Annotated in this window: 17 protein-coding genes; 12 read left to right on the top strand and 5 right to left on the bottom strand. The window is 70.4% G+C overall.

Going from position 1 to position 15,364, the window contains the following annotated elements; translation table 11 throughout:
- Positions 1–111 precede the first annotated feature (111 nt).
- Both AC3IF1_RS23575 and AC3IF1_RS23570 read left to right on the top strand, forming a co-directional pair.
- Positions 112–777, top strand: a complete 666-nt coding sequence (locus AC3IF1_RS23575; RefSeq protein ID WP_489220455.1) for an HAD family hydrolase — start codon at positions 112–114, stop codon at positions 775–777.
- A gap of 172 nt (positions 778–949) precedes the next feature.
- On the top strand, positions 950–1,156 hold the full coding sequence (locus AC3IF1_RS23570; protein WP_243973531.1) for a hypothetical protein: 207 nt from the start codon (positions 950–952) through the stop codon (positions 1,154–1,156).
- A 19-nt stretch (positions 1,157–1,175) separates the two neighbouring features.
- Here AC3IF1_RS23570 and AC3IF1_RS23565 read toward each other — a convergent pair whose 3' ends face one another.
- The 3 genes from AC3IF1_RS23565 to AC3IF1_RS23555 form a co-directional block, all read right to left on the bottom strand.
- Positions 1,176–1,403, bottom strand: a complete 228-nt coding sequence (locus AC3IF1_RS23565) for a hypothetical protein (RefSeq protein ID WP_489219570.1) — start codon at positions 1,401–1,403, stop codon at positions 1,176–1,178.
- A gap of 174 nt (positions 1,404–1,577) precedes the next feature.
- Positions 1,578–1,859, bottom strand: a complete 282-nt coding sequence (locus tag AC3IF1_RS23560) for a hypothetical protein (protein WP_489219568.1) — start codon at positions 1,857–1,859, stop codon at positions 1,578–1,580.
- A 252-nt stretch (positions 1,860–2,111) separates the two neighbouring features.
- On the bottom strand, positions 2,112–2,492 hold the full coding sequence (locus AC3IF1_RS23555) for a DUF6481 family protein (RefSeq protein ID WP_489219567.1): 381 nt from the start codon (positions 2,490–2,492) through the stop codon (positions 2,112–2,114).
- A gap of 822 nt (positions 2,493–3,314) precedes the next feature.
- On the opposite strand from AC3IF1_RS23555, the gene AC3IF1_RS23550 reads away from it, so the two are divergent.
- From AC3IF1_RS23550 to AC3IF1_RS23515, 8 genes are all read left to right on the top strand, one after another.
- Complete coding sequence (locus AC3IF1_RS23550; RefSeq protein ID WP_489219565.1) at positions 3,315–3,509, top strand: DUF4089 domain-containing protein; 195 nt, start codon at positions 3,315–3,317, stop codon at positions 3,507–3,509.
- Between the two features lie 14 nt (positions 3,510–3,523).
- Complete coding sequence (locus AC3IF1_RS23545) at positions 3,524–4,903, top strand: AtzE family amidohydrolase (protein WP_489220454.1); 1,380 nt, start codon at positions 3,524–3,526, stop codon at positions 4,901–4,903.
- Positions 4,903–5,286: an oxalurate catabolism protein HpxZ gene (hpxZ, locus tag AC3IF1_RS23540; RefSeq protein WP_489219564.1), complete on the top strand. Its 384-nt coding sequence runs from the start codon at positions 4,903–4,905 to the stop codon at positions 5,284–5,286. The genes AC3IF1_RS23545 and hpxZ overlap by 1 nt, the downstream gene beginning before the upstream one ends.
- Positions 5,287–5,382: 96 nt before the next feature.
- Complete coding sequence (locus AC3IF1_RS23535) at positions 5,383–7,005, top strand: ABC transporter substrate-binding protein (RefSeq protein WP_243973537.1); 1,623 nt, start codon at positions 5,383–5,385, stop codon at positions 7,003–7,005.
- 227 nt (positions 7,006–7,232) lie between these two features.
- Positions 7,233–8,186 (top strand): ABC transporter permease, encoded by a 954-nt coding sequence (locus tag AC3IF1_RS23530; protein WP_243973538.1) that lies wholly within the window; start codon positions 7,233–7,235, stop codon positions 8,184–8,186.
- 14 nt (positions 8,187–8,200) lie between these two features.
- On the top strand, positions 8,201–9,136 hold the full coding sequence (locus tag AC3IF1_RS23525) for an ABC transporter permease (RefSeq protein ID WP_243973539.1): 936 nt from the start codon (positions 8,201–8,203) through the stop codon (positions 9,134–9,136).
- Complete coding sequence (locus AC3IF1_RS23520) at positions 9,133–10,188, top strand: ABC transporter ATP-binding protein (protein WP_489219562.1); 1,056 nt, start codon at positions 9,133–9,135, stop codon at positions 10,186–10,188. The genes AC3IF1_RS23525 and AC3IF1_RS23520 overlap by 4 nt, the downstream gene beginning before the upstream one ends.
- An 8-nt stretch (positions 10,189–10,196) precedes the next feature.
- On the top strand, positions 10,197–11,222 hold the full coding sequence (locus AC3IF1_RS23515; protein WP_489219561.1) for an ABC transporter ATP-binding protein: 1,026 nt from the start codon (positions 10,197–10,199) through the stop codon (positions 11,220–11,222).
- Positions 11,223–11,247: 25 nt separating this feature from the next.
- On the opposite strand, the gene pdxR is transcribed toward AC3IF1_RS23515, so the two are convergent.
- Positions 11,248–12,768 (bottom strand): MocR-like pyridoxine biosynthesis transcription factor PdxR, encoded by a 1,521-nt coding sequence (gene pdxR, locus AC3IF1_RS23510; RefSeq protein ID WP_489219560.1) that lies wholly within the window; start codon positions 12,766–12,768, stop codon positions 11,248–11,250.
- Positions 12,769–12,869: 101 nt separating this feature from the next.
- On the opposite strand from pdxR, the gene AC3IF1_RS23505 reads away from it, so the two are divergent.
- Positions 12,870–13,496 carry an FMN-binding negative transcriptional regulator gene (locus tag AC3IF1_RS23505; protein ID WP_489219559.1) on the top strand — a complete coding sequence of 209 codons (627 nt, stop codon included), beginning with the start codon at positions 12,870–12,872 and terminating at the stop codon, positions 13,494–13,496.
- Positions 13,493–14,209 carry a GNAT family N-acetyltransferase gene (locus AC3IF1_RS23500; RefSeq protein ID WP_489219558.1) on the top strand — a complete coding sequence of 239 codons (717 nt, stop codon included), beginning with the start codon at positions 13,493–13,495 and terminating at the stop codon, positions 14,207–14,209. Before AC3IF1_RS23505 ends, AC3IF1_RS23500 begins: the two co-directional genes overlap by 4 nt.
- Positions 14,210–14,228: 19 nt before the next feature.
- On the opposite strand, the gene AC3IF1_RS23495 is transcribed toward AC3IF1_RS23500, so the two are convergent.
- Positions 14,229–15,347 carry a GMC oxidoreductase gene (locus tag AC3IF1_RS23495; protein WP_489219557.1) on the bottom strand — a complete coding sequence of 373 codons (1,119 nt, stop codon included), beginning with the start codon at positions 15,345–15,347 and terminating at the stop codon, positions 14,229–14,231.
- Positions 15,348–15,364 lie beyond the last annotated feature (17 nt).

Here is a 15,364-nt window from a genome sequence, read left to right as displayed (position 1 = left end):
CCCCTACAGGGGGCGGGCTTCTGCCGTTCCGGCGCCGGCCGACGGAACGGGTCGCCGGTCGCCCCTGTTGACGGGCCGGAAGCGGGCACCATGCGCCGCGATGAGGCGGCCATGCGCGCGGCGATCTTCGACATCGACGGGACCCTGCTCGACAGCGTCGATCTGCACGCCCGGGCCTGGGTCGAGGCCCTCGCGCATTTCGGGGTCGAGACCGATCAGGCGCGGGTCCGGAGCCAGATCGGCAAGGGCGGCGACGAGCTGATGCCGGTCTTCCTGTCGCAGGATCGGATCGAGCGGGAGGGCGAGGCGATCGAAGCCTATCGGTCCGATCTGTTCAAGCGCAGCTATCTGCCGGAGGTCCGGCCCTTCCCGAGCGTCCGCCCCCTGTTCGAGCGGATCCGCGCGGACGGCCTCACGATCGCGCTGGCGTCCTCGGGCAAGCGCGCGGAGGTCGAGCGCTACACGGACATCCTGAAGATCGGCGACCTCGTCGACGTATCGACCAGCTCCGACGACGCCGAACGCTCGAAGCCGCATCCCGACATCTTCCAGGCCGCCCTGACGAAGCTCGGCGCGACAGCGTCCGACACGATCCACGTGATCGGCGACACGCCCTACGATGCCGAGGCCGCCTCGAAAGCGGGCTTGCGCACCATCGGCCTGCTCTGCGGCGGCTTTCCGGAGGCCGACCTCTCCGCCGCCGGCTGCGTGGCGATCTTCCGCGACCCGCAAGATCTGCTCGACGGATTCGCGCGCTCACCCCTCGCCACCCGCTGAGCGCCGACCCTAGGGATCGAAAGCATCCACAGCTTTCGTTCGGGCTGTTGCCGTGCGGTGACTCAGACCGATGCCGGCTACGTAAAACGGCGAAAAGGGCTGGTGCGGCGCGGGGGAAAGGCGTAGCGACCCGGCCGCCAATCTGGATCCTTTCGAAGGACGAGCGCCTCGCATGCCCCAGACCCATCAGGCCGAGCCGGCGGCGCGTTTCATTCCCGCCGCCAAACCGCTGCCGGAGCAGATCGCCGACGCCATCGCGTGCCGGTCGACCCCGCTCAGCCACCTGCTGCGCCTGATGTCAGCGCTCCAGGCCGAGGGCGGAAACGAGGCCCTGCGCCTGCGCCTGCGTGCCCGGATCGGCGCCCCGCTCGACGCCTGATCGGCTCCACGCCCGCCCTTCAACGGCGCCGATGGCGGCGTGGATGGCGGCGGCCCACCCGCTGGACCGGCTCGGCCGCCTGGCTGAGGCGCTTCATGCAGGCATAGTAGATCTGCCGCCCCAGTTCTTCCAACTCCAGGCCGCGCGGGTTGGGTGCCACGAACACCTTCGCGCGGGCCTCAAGACGGCAGGCCGCATCCTCTGGGCTGCGGATCGGCGGCTCGGCTCGGCTGGGGCTCGCAGCCATCACAAGGCCGATGAGCGCCCCGAACGTCATCCAGGCGGGACTGCGCGTTCTGGCCCGGAAACTCGGCATACGAACCGTGGTCCTCACTCCAACGAGACGCCGACATAGGGCATCCTGGTCCACAGTGAACCGTGTTCGAAATACGTGGCCGCCCGCAATCGCCGCGGGCGCCGCTCAGGGTACGATCCAGAGGCAGCGTCCCGCGCCGGTGATCGTCATGCACTCATAGGGCGCACCACCGATCAGCGCCCGCTGCTCCACGGACCCGATCGTGCTCCGGTCGACGCTGTGGCAGCCGGCATCGACGGCCGCGTTGCGGTCTGAGCCGGACGCCGCATCGACCCGGCGCGCCGCCAGCAGGCTGTCGCAGGCGATCGCCGTGACCTTGTCCTGCCCAAGGGCGGCGCCCGCCCACAGGATCGCGGGAACCAGCGCGAGGATCGTTCGGGAGGGCATCGCGCATGCTCGCCAATATACGGACCGCACGAATAAGTTTGGCGGGCCTGAGCGTTTGCAACACCACCGGCGAGGTTTTGGTTTCGCGAGGCCAACCTTGATCCACTTACGGTTTGGGTCGGGCGCGGATTTCGCAGCACCGCAGGGTCTGTTCTGAAATGCCGCCGCGTGGAGACGCCTGGAAACGCGACGACGCCCGCCATGGGGCGAGCGTCGTCCGGTTCAAACGGCCGTCTCCGAGGCCGCGCGACCTCAGCGCTTGACTTTGACCTTGGCCTTGCGCGCCGCATAGCGAGCGTCGCGCTGGGCTTTCTTGGCGGCCAGTTCCGCAGACTTGCGTTCCTGCGCGGCGGCGAGCTCCGCGGCCTCACGGGCGAGTTGCGCGGCGAGTTCGGCCTCTTCGCGTTGACGCTTCTCCGCGGCGGCCTTCAGCTCGGCGGCAATGCGCGCCGCCTCGCGTTCGCGGGCACGCTCCTCGCGCGCCTTGGCGATTTCGGCCCGGGCCCTGGCCTTGGCGATCATATCCGGATCGTCGGCCGGGGTCCGCGCCTTGAACTTGGCCAGGAGGGCAGCCTTGGCGTTCTGCGAGTTCTGGCGGCGGTCGTCGAAATTCCTGTAGTCGAATGCGCTCATCTGACCTTTCTCAGTTCGGTAGGTTGGGCGTCGGGCAGGGACATCCGGCAGGGCCGGAGAGGGACCTCAGTCTGCAGGCTCCGACGGCGTCCCCGGACACCGGAACCATGCCGATCCATCGGCTCACCGATGGTTCGACCTGAGCGCTCAGCCTGCGCCGGAGCGCTCAGGTCGAACCAAGTTTTGAAAAACGGAACGCCCTTAACCAGAGCGACCAGGCGGATGCAATCGCGCCCGCACACGCAGCTGACCGCCGGAGGGACAATCCGTAGCGTCTCTGTAAGAGTCTCGCCGGGCGATGCAGAAAAACATCACGTGGAGGCCGCGTTGAACACGCCGTGGCATGGGGAACGGCGTCTGTGCTGCGTGGATCTGAGATAGGTCGACGGGTGAGCCGCGGCAAGGCTACTGACGCAGCACGAAACGCCACGATGCGCTGCGAAAAACGCGCTGATGCCGAGCTTTAGGCTGGGTGGACGACCCGACCCAAGCAACGTCCGTCTTTAAAGGGGTCGCTTACTCAAGTTGATCAACCCAGGCCTGCGAATGCGGCATCGGCTCCGGCAGCCGGATTGGGGGAACGGCGACATCGGCCGATAAAGCTTGCTGCGACAGAGAGGCTCCTGCCACGCGATAAGTTGGACGCCCCATCGACGAATGCCTAGCAAATAATCAGCCCTGACTGGCTAACGTGCAATCCGCCGATGGCGGCGGTGTTGCACAACCATTGGGCAGCCAATCGGGTGCGTCATCGGCGGTGCGCGCGGCACGAGGCCTGCTACCAACTCGATCCATCCGCCACGAACCCGCTGAAGGATCGCGATGCCCGAAAGTCCCAGCCCGTTCGATCCGGAGACCTACGCGGCGGCAACGGCGCCGCTTCTCGGCCTCACGCTCGATGCGACGTGGATTGCCTCCGTCACCGCCAATCTGCGCGTCCTGGCCGCAGCCGCCGCATTGGTGCAGGACTTCCCGCTGCCCGACGAGGTCGACGCCGCTTCGAGGTTCGAGGCGTGAGTACCGACAATCCGATGGATGCGGCCTCGATCGCCGCCGCGGTCGCCGGGGGACGGACCAGTGCCCGGACCATCGTCACCGAGGCCCTGGGCCGGATCGCGCGATGCGACGACCGGCTCAATGCCTTCACCGATGTGCTCGGTGCGCGGGCCCTGGCCCGGGCCGATGCCGTCGATGCGGCCCTGCGCGGCGGTGACACGGCCGGGCCGCTCGCCGGTGTCCCCTTCGCGGTCAAGAACCTGATCGACATCGCGGGCCTGCCCACCCGGGCCGGCTCCAAGATCAATCGGGACCGCGCCCCGGCCGCGCAGGACGGGACCCTGGTACGCCGCCTCGAAGCGGCTGGGGCGATCCTGATCGGCGCCCTCAACATGGGTGAATACGCCTACGACTTCACCGGCGAGAACGCCCACGACGGGGACGCGCACAATCCGCACGCCCTGGATCGGATGACCGGCGGCTCGTCCAGTGGGTCCGGGGCGGCGATCGCCGCCGGGATGGTGCCGCTGACGCTCGGCTCCGACACCAACGGCTCGATCCGGGTCCCCGCGGCCTTCTGCGGCTGCTTCGGTCTGAAGCCGACCTACGGCCGGCTCAGCCGGGCCGGGAGCTTCCCGTTCGTCGGCAGCCTCGACCACCTCGGGCCGATGGCCCGGACGGTCACGGACCTGGCGCTCGCCTACGACGCGATGCAGGGCCCCGATCCGGACGATCCGGTGGCGACGGCCCGCGCTTCGGAGCCGACGCTGCCGATCCTCGAAGCCGGCCTGGACGGCCTGCGGATCGCGGTGGCGGGCGGTTACTTCGCCCGGGGCGGCGATCCGGACGCCTTCGCGGCCGTGGCCCGCGTCGCCGAGGCCCTGGGGGCGAGCCGGACCGTGGAATTGCCGGAGGCGCAGCGCGCCCGCGCCGCGGCCTACCTGATCACCGCAGCCGAGGGCGCGACGCTCCATCTCGACCGCCTGCGCACCCGGCCGCGGGACTTCGATCCGGCGGTGCGGGACCGCCTGATCGCCGGAGCGATGATCCCGGCGCCCTTCGTCGAGCGGGCGCAGCGCTTCCGCCGCTGGTACCAAGCGGCGGTCCTCGGCCTGTTCGACAGCGTCGACGTGATCCTGGCGCCGACCACGCCGTGCCGGGCTCCGAAGGGCGGACAGACCCACTTCGTCCTCGACGGCGTCAGCCTGCCGGTGCGGGCCAATATCGGGGTGTTCACGCAGCCGATCTCGTTCATCGGGCTGCCGGTGGTCGCCGCGCCGGTCTGGCTCGACGACGGCCTGCCGCTGGGCGTGCAGGTGATCGCCCCACCCTGGCGCGAGGATCTGGCCCTGCGCGTCGCCCGCCACCTCGAACGGATCGGCACCTGCGCGGCGCCGATCGCGGAGCTCCCCTGATGGTGATCGACGATCCCTCCGTGAAGGCCGAGGTCGAGGCCGCCTTCCGGGCCTACGAGGCGGCGCTGACCACCAACGACGTTCCCACCCTGGAGGCGCTGTTCCGGGACGATCCGCTGACCATCCGCTACGGCATCGGCGAGAACCTCTACGGCATGGCGGCGATCCGTGCCTTCCGCCGTGCCCGCTCGCCGGTCGGTCTCGACCGGACGCTCGCTCAGACAGTGATCACCACCTATGGGCGGGATGCGGCCACCGCCATGACGCTGTTCACCCGCGCGAACGCCCCCGGCAAAGTCGGTCGCCAGAGCCAGACCTGGATGCGCTTCCCCGAGGGCTGGCGGGTGGTCGCCGCGCATGTCAGCGTCATCGACGCCGCGTAGCCTCGCGCCGCCGCGGGGCGAGTGGCCGCGCGCTTGCATATGGTCGAGTGTATGCCGGCCCCTCCGGACCCGGCCAACGCGAGTACCCGATCCGCGATGCTGTCCCGTCTGAGAAACTTCGGCGCCCGTGCGGCGCTGGCCAGTGCCCTGGTGTTGTCGGCAAGCACCGCCGTCCTCGCCCAGGGGACGCTGCGGATCGGCATGACCGCCTCCGACATCCCGCTGACCACCGGCCAGACCGACAATGGCGGCGAGGGCATGCGGTTCATGGGCTACACGGTCTATGACGGCCTCATCAATTGGGACCTGTCGAGCGCCGAACTCGCCTCCGACCTCGTACCCGGTCTGGCGACGAGCTGGGGCGTCGATGCCAGCGACAAGACCAAATGGACCTTCAAGCTGCGGCCCGGCGTGAAATTCCACGACGGCTCTGACTTCACCGCCGACGCGGTGGTGTGGAACCTCGACAAGCTCCTGAAGGCCGACGCGCCGCAATACGACCCGCGCCAGTCCGCGCAGGGCAAGACCCGGATCCCGGCGGTGGCCAGCTACCGCGTGGTCGATCCGCTCACGGTCGAGATCACCACCAAGGCCCCGGATGCGACGCTGCCCTACCAGATCGCCTGGATCATGATGTCGTCCCCGGCCCAGTGGGAGAAGCTGGGCAAGTCCTGGGACGCCTTCGCCAAGCAGCCCTCGGGCACCGGCCCGTGGAAGCTGACCCTGTTCGCCCCGCGCGAGCGCGCCGAGATGGTGCCGTTCAAGGCGTATTGGGACGCGAACCGGGTGCCGAAGCTCGACAAGCTCGTGCTCGTGCCGCTCCCGGAGGCCAATGCCCGGGTCGCGGCGCTCCGCTCGGGCCAGGTCGACTGGATCGAGGCGCCGGCGCCCGACGCCGTGGAATCGCTGAAGGGTGCCGGCTTCACGATCGTCACCAACGCCTACCCGCACAACTGGACATGGCACCTGTCGCGGGTCGAGGGTTCGCCCTGGAACGACATCCGGGTGCGCAAGGCCGCCAACCTGGCCATCGACCGCGACGGCCTGAAGGAGCTGCTCGGCGGGCTCGCGATCCCCGCCAAGGGGTTCATGCCCCCCGGCCATCAGTGGTTCGGCCACCCGACCTTCGACGTGAAGTACGATCCGGAGGCCGCCAAGAAGCTGCTCGCGGAGGCGGGCTACAGCCCGGCCAAGCCCCTCAAGCTCAAGGTCGCGATCTCGGCCTCGGGCTCCGGCCAGATGCAGCCGCTGCCGATGAACGAATTCGTCCAGCAGAACCTCGGCGAGGTCGGCATCCAGGTCGATTACGAGGTGGTCGAGTGGAACACGCTGATCAACATCTGGCGTGCCGGGGCCAAGGCCGACATCTCCCGCGGCGTCTCGGCGATCAACTACTCGTATTTCATTCAGGACCCGTTCACCGGCTTCATCCGCCATCTCCAGTGCAATTTTGCCCCACCGAACGGCACGAACTGGGGCTATTACTGTGATCCCGCGATGGACAAGCTGTTCGATCAGGTCCGCAACACCTTCGACAAGGCCGAGCAGACCAAGGTCCTCGAGAAGGTTCACGAGAAATACGTGGACGATGCGCTGTTCATCATGATCACCCACGACGTGAATCCCCGGGCCATGAGCCCGAAGGTCAAGGGTTTCGTCCAGGCGCAGAACTGGTTCCAGGACTTTTCGAAGATCACCATCGCGACGGCGGGGCGGTAGCCGCGCCGTCTCCCCCCTTCCCCCTCTGCGGGGGAGGGTGGCCCCTGCGTCAGCAGGGGTCGGGAGAGGGGAGCCCGGGTTCAGGATGGGCGGAGCAGATGTGAAGGTCACCGCCTTCCCATGCCCCGTCGCTCCCCTCTCCCGACCCCCTTCGGGGGCCGCCCTCCCCCGCAGAGGGGGGAGGGGGTCCGGCGGCGGCGACACAGTATTCGATCACAAGGCCAATAATGCTGCTCTACATCCTCAAACGATTGGTCTACGTGACGCCCGTGGCGTTCGGGGTCAGCGTCGTCTGCTTCCTTCTGGTGCACCTCGCGCCGGGCGATCCCTTGAGCGCGGTGCTGCCGGCAGACGCCACCCAGGCCACCATCGACGAGATGCGGGCCGCCTACGGCTTCGATAAGCCCCTGCCGGTCCAGTATCTGATCTGGCTGTGGCACGTGCTGCACGGGGATCTCGGCGTCTCGATCGCCACCGGCCGGCCGGTGCTGGGCGAGGTCACCCGCGCGGTGGTCAATTCGCTGATCCTCGCCTCCGTGGCGACGGTGATCGGCTTCACCTTCGGCACGCTGTTCGGCTTCGTGGCGGGCTACCACCGCAACTCGCTCGCCGACCGGGCGGCCTCGGCCCTCTCGGTCTTCGGCGTGAGCGTGCCGCATTACTGGCTCGGCATGGTTCTGGTGATCGTATTTTCGGCGACGCTCGGCTGGCTGCCGCCCACCGGCGCCGGGCCCGACGGCTCCGGCAACTGGCGGCCGGACTTCGAACACCTGCGCTACCTGATCCTGCCGGCGGTGACGATGTCGGTGATCCCGATGGGCATCATCGCCCGCACGGTACGGGCGCTTGTGGCCGACATCCTGTCCCAGGACTTCGTCGAGGCCCTGCGCGCCAAGGGCATGGACGAGCGCGGCGTGTTCAAGCACGTGGTCCGCAACGCCGCCCCGACGGCGCTGGCCATCATGGGCCTCCAGCTCGGCTACCTCCTCGGCGGCTCGATCCTGGTCGAGACCGTGTTCGCGTGGCCGGGCACCGGCTTCCTCCTCAACGCCGCGATCTTCCAGCGCGACCTGCCGCTGCTGCAGGGCTCGATCCTGGTCCTGGCGATGTTCTTCGTGGTTCTCAACCTGCTGGTGGACGTGATGCAGACCGCCCTCGACCCGCGCATCGAGCGCGCCTGACCCGGAGGCCGACGATGACCGCACCCATCACCGCCGCCTCCGTGGCCCTCGACGGCGGCGTGCTGGCCGCCGAGGATGCCGCGCACGGCCCCGCAGCCGCCTTCGTCCCGTCGCGCGGCTTCTGGGGCCATGTCGGCCACCGGCTGATCCGCGACCCCGTCGCCATGGCTGCGGGCGCGGTGATCGTGCTCGTCGTCCTCATGGCGATCCTGGCGCCCTGGATCACCCCGATGGACCCCTACAAGGGGTCCATGCTGCGCCGACTCAGGCATGTCGGCGACGCAACCTACTGGCTGGGCTCCGATGAACTCGGCCGCGACATGATCAGCCGGCTGATGCTGGGCTCGCGGCTGTCGCTGTTCATCGGCGTCACGCCGGTGCTGATCGCCTTCGTGCTCGGCTCCGGCATCGGAATCCTGGCGGGCTATGTCGGCGGCTGGACCAACACGATCCTGATGCGCACCATCGACGTGTTCTTCGCCTTCCCCTCCGTGCTGCTGGCGATCGCGCTGTCCGGGGCCCTGGGGGCCGGCATCTTCAACTCGATCGTGTCGCTGACCTGCGTGTTCGTCCCTCAGATCGCCCGGGTTGCCGAGAGCGTGACCACAGGCATCCGCCGCCGCGACTACATCGACGCCGCCAAGCTGTCCGGAGCCTCGGCGCTGACGATCATGCGGGTGCAGGTTCTTGGCAACGTCGTCGGGCCGATCTTCGTCTACGCGACCAGCCTGATCTCGGTCTCGATGATCCTGGCCTCGGGCCTGTCGTTCCTTGGCCTGGGCGTGCGCCCGCCGGAGCCGGAATGGGGCCTGATGCTCAACACCCTGCGCACCGCGATCTACGTCAATCCGGTCGTCGCGGCCCTGCCGGGGGTGTGCATCTTCATCGTCTCCATCGCCTTCAACCTGTTCTCGGACGGCCTGCGCACGGCCATGGAGATTCGCCAGTGAGCGTCATCCCGGACGCCTCCGATCCCTTCGCCCGCGACCGCGGCGGCCCCGCCCAGCCGCTCCTGTCGGTCTCGGGCCTGATCAAGCACTTCCCGGTCCGCAAGGCCGGGGGCAAGAAGCAGGTGGTCCGCGCCGTCGATGGCGTCGATTTCGACGTGCTCAAGGGCGAGACCCTCGGCATCGTCGGCGAGTCCGGCTGCGGCAAGTCGACCACCGCCAAGCTGCTCATGGGCCTAATCGCGCGCGACACCGGCACGTTGCTCTACGACGGCCAGCCGGTCGGCGAGCGGGTGATGCCGTGGCGGTCCTACCGCCGCCAGGTCCAGATGGTCTTCCAGGACAGCTATGCCTCGCTCAATCCGCGCATGACCGTGGAGCAGTCGATCGCCTTCGGCCCGAAGGTCAACGGCGTGCCCGGTCGGGAGGCGGTGGAGCGGGCGCGCGCCCTGCTCGCCCGGGTCGGCCTGGAGCCGAAGCGCTTCGCCGGGCGCTACCCGCACGAGATCTCCGGGGGCCAGCGCCAGCGGGTCAACATCGCCCGCTCGCTGGCCCTGGAGCCCCGGCTGGTGCTCCTCGACGAGGCGGTCTCGGCGCTGGACAAGTCGGTGGAGGCGCAGGTGCTCAACCTCCTCCTCGATCTCAAGGCCGAGTTCGGCTTGACCTACATCTTCATCAGCCATGACCTGAACGTCGTCCGGTTCATCTCCGACCGGGTGATGGTGATGTATCTCGGCCGGGTCTCCGAGATCGGCCCCTCCGACACGGTGCTGGCCGCCCCGGCCCATCCCTACACCGAGGCGCTGCTGGCCTCGATGCCGTCCCTCGACCCCGACAACCGCACCCAGGCCGCCCTGCTGCAGGGCGATCCGCCGAATCCGATCGATCCCCCATCGGGCTGCCGGTTCCACCCGCGCTGCGCCCTCGCTGAGCCCGTGTGCAGCGAGAAGGAGCCGCCGCTCGACACGACCGGGCCGCTGCACCGGGTCGCCTGCCTGGCCCGCCAGCCGGGCTCCGGCCATTCCGCCGCCCCGGCCCGGGCGCTCGCGGCATGAGCGCCCCGATGTCGGGATCCGAGCCGGCCGTCACCCTCGAAAACCTGCGCGTCGCCTTCGGCAAGGTGCAGGTCGTCGACGGCGTCGACCTCACGGTCGAGCGCGGGCAGGCGATGGCGCTCATCGGCGAGTCGGGCTCGGGCAAGAGCGTGACCCTGCGGGCGATCCTGCGCCTGTTCGCGCACGGCCGCAGCCGGATCGAAGGCACGATCCGGGCGGCCGGCAGGGACGTGCAGGCGCTGACACAGCGCCAGCTCGCCGATTTTCGCGGCGGCGACGTCTCGATGATCTTTCAGGAGCCGCTGCTCGCCTTCGACCCGGTCTACACGGTCGGCCAGCAGATCACCGAGGCGATCCACCGGCACGAGAAGATCTCCAAGGACCAAGCCCGGAAGCGCGCGCTCGCCCTGTTCGAGCGGGTGCGGATCCCGAGCCCGGAACGGCGGCTCGACAATTACCCGCACGAGATGTCGGGAGGCATGCGCCAGCGGGCCATGATCGCCCTGGCGCTCGCCTGCCGGCCGCAGGTGCTGCTCGCCGACGAGCCGACCACGGCGCTCGACGCCACGGTGCAGATCCAGGTGCTGCTGCTCCTGCGCGAGTTGCAGCGCGACCTCGGCCTGTCGATCGTCATCGTCACCCACGATCTGGGCGCCGCCGTGGAAGTCGCGGACCGGATCGCCGTGATGTACGCGGGCAAGATCGTCGAGACCGGGACCGCCCATCAGGTGGTGCTCGACCCGCACCACCCCTACACGATCGGCCTCCTGCGCAGCCGGGCCGAGGGGGCGCTGGCCAAGGGCTCGCGGCTCCAGACCATTCCCGGCAGTCCGCCCGACCTCGCCAACCGCCCGCCGGGCTGCCCCTTCGCGCCGCGCTGCTTCCTGGCCGAGGAGCGCTGCCGCCGGGAGATGCCGCCGGTGGCCGAGATCGGCCCGGGCCACAGGGTTGCCTGCTGGCGGACCGAGGAGGCCTCGGCGGCCTACCGGGCCGGCCCGACCCCGGTCCGCGCCGCGGAGCCGGTCCCGGCCTGAACGTCAGGGCGCCGATCCCGAAGCCCTATCCAGAAGGGGCGTCGCCGAAGGGCTGGCCCCGCACGCCGGCGGCGCGCCGCAGCGCCTCGGCCATCTGCCGCACCGCCGGCCCGATGGCGCGTTCCGGCACCGCGGCATAGCCGAGCAACAGGCCGGGCTCCGGCGGTCCGGCGTGATAGGCGGAGAGCGCCACCGCGGAGATCCCGGCCCGGCTGAGCGCCGCCGCGGCGGCCGCATCGGACAGGGACGGGGCCCAGGCCGGGCCGGGCCTGGCGATCAGGTGCATCCCGCCCTCCATCGGCGCCACCGTGATCACGTCCGCGGCCACGCGCCCCGCGGCCTCGACCAGGGCACCCTGCCGCTGGGCGTAGAGGCGGCGGGTCCGCCGCAGATGGGCGGCGAGGTGCCCGTCCTCGATGAAGCGCGCCAGCGCCCATTGCCCGATTCCGGGGGGCGTCGGGCCGATCTCGGCCAGAGCCTGGTTCACCGGCGCCACGAGGCCGCGCGGCAGCACGAGGTAGCTGAGGCCGAGGGCCGGGAGCAGGACCTTCGAGAAGCTGCCCACGTAGACGACCCGCCCGGCGCGATCGAGGGCGCGCAGCGGCGCCAGCGGGCGTCCGGCGTAGCGGTAGGCGCCATCGTAATCGTCCTCGACGATCCAGCCCGCGGTGGAATCCGCCCAGGCCAGGAGATCGAGGCGGTTCTCGAGGCTCATGGCGTGTCCGAGGGGATAATGGTGGGCCGGCGTAACCACGGCGAGCCGCGCGCCGGGCGCCAGGATCGCGGCCCGGGCCATCGAGAGCCCGCCCGGGCCGACCGGGACCGGGACCGGCCGGAGGCCGGCGCTGGAGAGCGCCTGCGCGATCCCGGGAAAGCCCGGTTCCTCGATCAGGGCTGTCTCCCCGGGGTCGAGCAGCAGCTCCGCGAGCAGCCTCAGGCTCTGCCGGATCCCCGCGGTGACGATCACGTCCTCGGCCTCGCAGGCGACGCCCCGGGCCTGCGCCAGATAGGCGGCGATGGCGCTCCGCAGCGCCGGCGAGCCGCGCGGATCCGGCTCCTCGGCCGGTCCCCGCCGCCACTCGGCCTGGAGCAGCCGGGCCCAGACCGCATACGGGAAGGCATCGTGCGCCGGCCGCCCGAGGGCGAAGGCGTCCGGGGCCGCGGATCCGGCCATGTACCGCCGCGGCGGCGCGGCGACGAGGTCGGTGCCGCGCTGCGAAAGCCGCGGCCAGGACACGGCCGCCGGATGCGCGATCCGGCCGGGCGACGGCACCGTATCGTCCGGCAGGGTCGCGGCGACGCGGGTGGCCGAGCCGGGACGCGCCGTCAGGTAGCCCTCGGCGGTGAGCTGTTCCAGGGCGAGGACCACCGTGCCCCGGGCGCAGCCGAGATCCGCCGCGAGCACCCGCGATGCCGGGAGCCGGGCCCCACGCGGCAACCGGCGGTCGAGGATCGCCGTGCGCAATGCCTCCCGGAGTTGCGCATGCAGCGGAACCGGGCTCGACGGATCGAGGCTGACGGGCGGCGGCAATGGACCCCGGGCCATGGCACAAAGCGGTCCACTCGGTTTTTCGGAATTGGATCTTTTCGCTGGTCCACCGAACCGTCAAGCATCCGCGGATCGAGGCGCCAGACAGGACGTGGCCCGTGTACCAGCCGCCGCACTTCAGGGAGGATGATCGGGACGCGCAGCACGCGCTGATCCGGGCGTATCCGCTCGGCCTGCTGATCACCGCCGGGCCGGCGGGACTCATCGCCAACCCGATCCCGTTCCTCCTCGACGACGACAATGCCAACGGGATCCTGCGCGCGCATCTGGCGCGGGCGAATCCACAGGGGCAGGATCTCGCCACGGTCGAGGAGTGCCTGGTGGCGTTCCAGGGACCGCAGGGCTACGTCAGTCCGAGCTGGTACGCGAGCAAGCGCGCCCATGGCCGCGTCGTGCCGACCTGGAACTACGCCACCGTCCATGCCTGGGGCCGGCCGCGGGTGATCGAGGATGCGGCCTGGCTCCGGCGCCAGATCGCGGATCTCACCGCGCTCCGCGAGACGCCGCGGGCCGCGCCCTGGGCGGTCTCCGACGCGCCGGAGCCGTTCGTAGCCGCGCAGGTCCAGGCGCTGATCGGCGTCGAGATCCCGATCACCCGCATCGAGGGGAAGTGGAAGATGAGCCAGAACAGACCCGAGCCCGACCGGGCCGGCGTCATCGCGGGGTTCGAAGCGGAGGGCGAGACCGTGCTCGCCGGGCTGGTCGGCGGGCGGAGCGGATCATGAGCGCAGGCGTGAACACCTTCGGCCAGCCGGTCGGACCAGCCCTGCCGGACTGGACCCCGCGCCCCCGTCCGCCGCGGACGCCCCTGGAGGGCCGCACCTGCCGGGTCGTGCCGCTCGACGCGGCAGCCCACGCGGCGGGCCTGTTCGCCACCTACAGTGCCGCCCCCGACCGCAGCGGCTGGACCTATCTCCCCGACACGATGCCCGAGAGCGAGGCGGAACTCCGCACGCGGCTCGAATCCCGGGCGGCGAGCGAGGATCCGCTGTTCCACGCGATCGTGGACCGGGGAACCGGCGCGCCCCTGGGGATCGCCTCGTATCTCCGGATCGACCCGGGGAACGGCGTGATCGAGGTCGGCCATCTCCATTTCGGGCCGAAGCTCCAGCGCGCCCCGGCCGCCACGGAGGCGATGGCGCTGATGATGGGCCGGGCCTTCGACGAACTGGGCTACCGGCGCTACGAGTGGAAATGCGATAGCCTCAACGCCCCGTCCCGGGCGGCGGCCCTGCGCCTGGGCTTCACCTTCGAGGGGATCTTCCGCAACGCCGTCGTGGTGAAGGGCCGCTCCCGCGACACCGCGTGGTTCTCGGTCACCGACGCCGAGTGGCCGCGTCTGCGCGCGGGCTTCGCGGCCTGGCTCGACCCGGCGAATTTCGACGCGGGGGGCCGGCAGAAGCGCGGATTGGCGGATCTGCGCGCCGCGCTCGGGTGAGCGCGGCGACGCCGCGCGCTCAGCGCTGCCCCGAGGGTCCGGCCGCCAGGAATGCCTCGGCGGTGCGCAGGCTGAGCGCCATGATGGTGAGCGCCGGGTTGGCGGCCAGCGAGCTCGGGAAGGTCGAGCCGTCGCAGATCCACAGGTTGTCGATGTCGAAGCTGCGGCCGACCGGATCGACCACGGCGCTCGACCCGTCACGCCCCATCCGGCAGGTGCCGATCGTGTGGGCGACGCGCTCCAGCACCCAGATATCCTCGGCCCCGGCCGCCTCCCACAGGCCGCGCATCACCTTGGTGGCATGCGCGTTCAGCCGGTCCTCGTTGGTGCCGTAGCCGAAGCTGACCTGAGCCTTGCGCATCCCGCGCGCGTCGGTCTCGTCCGACAGGGTCAGCTCGTTGTCGTCGCGCGGAAGGGTTTCGCCGTTGATGCCGATGCCGGCGAGGTTGTTGTAGCGGTCGAGGTAGTCGAGGAGCGGCTTGCCCCACAGGCCGCGCCCCCGGGCCACGGCATTGCCGAAGGTCACCGGCACGACGCCGAGGCTCTGAATCAGGTAGCCGCCGGCGAAATCGGCGCCCGCCCGGATGAAGTCCTCGGTGATCAGCGACGAGGGATAGCCGCGGTTCATCCGCACCTCGTGCGGGAACGTACCCCAGACCTGGGTCGCCACGTGGCCCATGTAGTTCCGGCCGACCTGATCGCTGGAATTGGCGAGCCCCAGATGCAGCAGGAGCCGCGGGGTCTCGACCGCACCGGCGCAGAGGAACACCGCCGCGCAGCGCTGGCGTCGGTCCTGGCCGCCCTGGCGGTAGACCACCCCGGTGACCCGGCCGTCGGCGCCGCGCTCGAGGCCGTGCACGAAGGCTTCGGCCCGGATCTCCGCCCCGCGGGCGACGGCCAGCGGCAGGTAGGTGACGTCCATGCTGGTCTTGGCGCCGTTGCGGCAGCCCTGATGGCAGTAGCCGCAATTGATGCAGGCCTCGCGCAGGGGGCCGTCCTCGGACTGGAAGTCGCGCGAGACCACGGCGGCGGGGGCGTCGGCCCAGCGGATGCCGCGTGCCTCGCAGGCCTGCGCCATGATCTGCGCCGGGCCGTTGCGCGGCACGGGGGGAGGGGGTAGCGCCGCCCGGGATCCCACGGATAATCCTGCGCCCC

The sequence above is a fragment of the Methylobacterium sp. E-012 genome (genome assembly GCF_057836545.1).
Note: the sequence above shows the minus strand (reverse complement) of the source record. Positions and strands in the feature narration are given on the sequence as shown.

Bases quoted from the DNA above. Each gene is read 5' to 3' on its own strand.
- AC3IF1_RS23575 (WP_489220455.1), top strand. From the start codon at position 112: ATGCGCGCGGCGATCTTCGACATCGACGGGACCCTGCTCGACAGCGTC.
- AC3IF1_RS23570 (WP_243973531.1), top strand. From the start codon at position 950: ATGCCCCAGACCCATCAGGCCGAGCCGGCGGCGCGTTTCATTCCCGCC.
- AC3IF1_RS23565 (WP_489219570.1), bottom strand. From the start codon at position 1,403: ATGGCTGCGAGCCCCAGCCGAGCCGAGCCGCCGATCCGCAGCCCAGAG.
- AC3IF1_RS23560 (WP_489219568.1), bottom strand. From the start codon at position 1,859: ATGCCCTCCCGAACGATCCTCGCGCTGGTTCCCGCGATCCTGTGGGCG.
- AC3IF1_RS23555 (WP_489219567.1), bottom strand. From the start codon at position 2,492: ATGAGCGCATTCGACTACAGGAATTTCGACGACCGCCGCCAGAACTCG.
- AC3IF1_RS23550 (WP_489219565.1), top strand. From the start codon at position 3,315: ATGCCCGAAAGTCCCAGCCCGTTCGATCCGGAGACCTACGCGGCGGCA.
- AC3IF1_RS23545 (WP_489220454.1), top strand. From the start codon at position 3,524: ATGGATGCGGCCTCGATCGCCGCCGCGGTCGCCGGGGGACGGACCAGT.
- hpxZ (WP_489219564.1), top strand. From the start codon at position 4,903: ATGGTGATCGACGATCCCTCCGTGAAGGCCGAGGTCGAGGCCGCCTTC.
- AC3IF1_RS23535 (WP_243973537.1), top strand. From the start codon at position 5,383: ATGCTGTCCCGTCTGAGAAACTTCGGCGCCCGTGCGGCGCTGGCCAGT.
- AC3IF1_RS23530 (WP_243973538.1), top strand. From the start codon at position 7,233: ATGCTGCTCTACATCCTCAAACGATTGGTCTACGTGACGCCCGTGGCG.
- AC3IF1_RS23525 (WP_243973539.1), top strand. From the start codon at position 8,201: ATGACCGCACCCATCACCGCCGCCTCCGTGGCCCTCGACGGCGGCGTG.
- AC3IF1_RS23515 (WP_489219561.1), top strand. From the start codon at position 10,197: ATGTCGGGATCCGAGCCGGCCGTCACCCTCGAAAACCTGCGCGTCGCC.
- pdxR (WP_489219560.1), bottom strand. From the start codon at position 12,768: ATGGCCCGGGGTCCATTGCCGCCGCCCGTCAGCCTCGATCCGTCGAGC.
- AC3IF1_RS23500 (WP_489219558.1), top strand. From the start codon at position 13,493: ATGAGCGCAGGCGTGAACACCTTCGGCCAGCCGGTCGGACCAGCCCTG.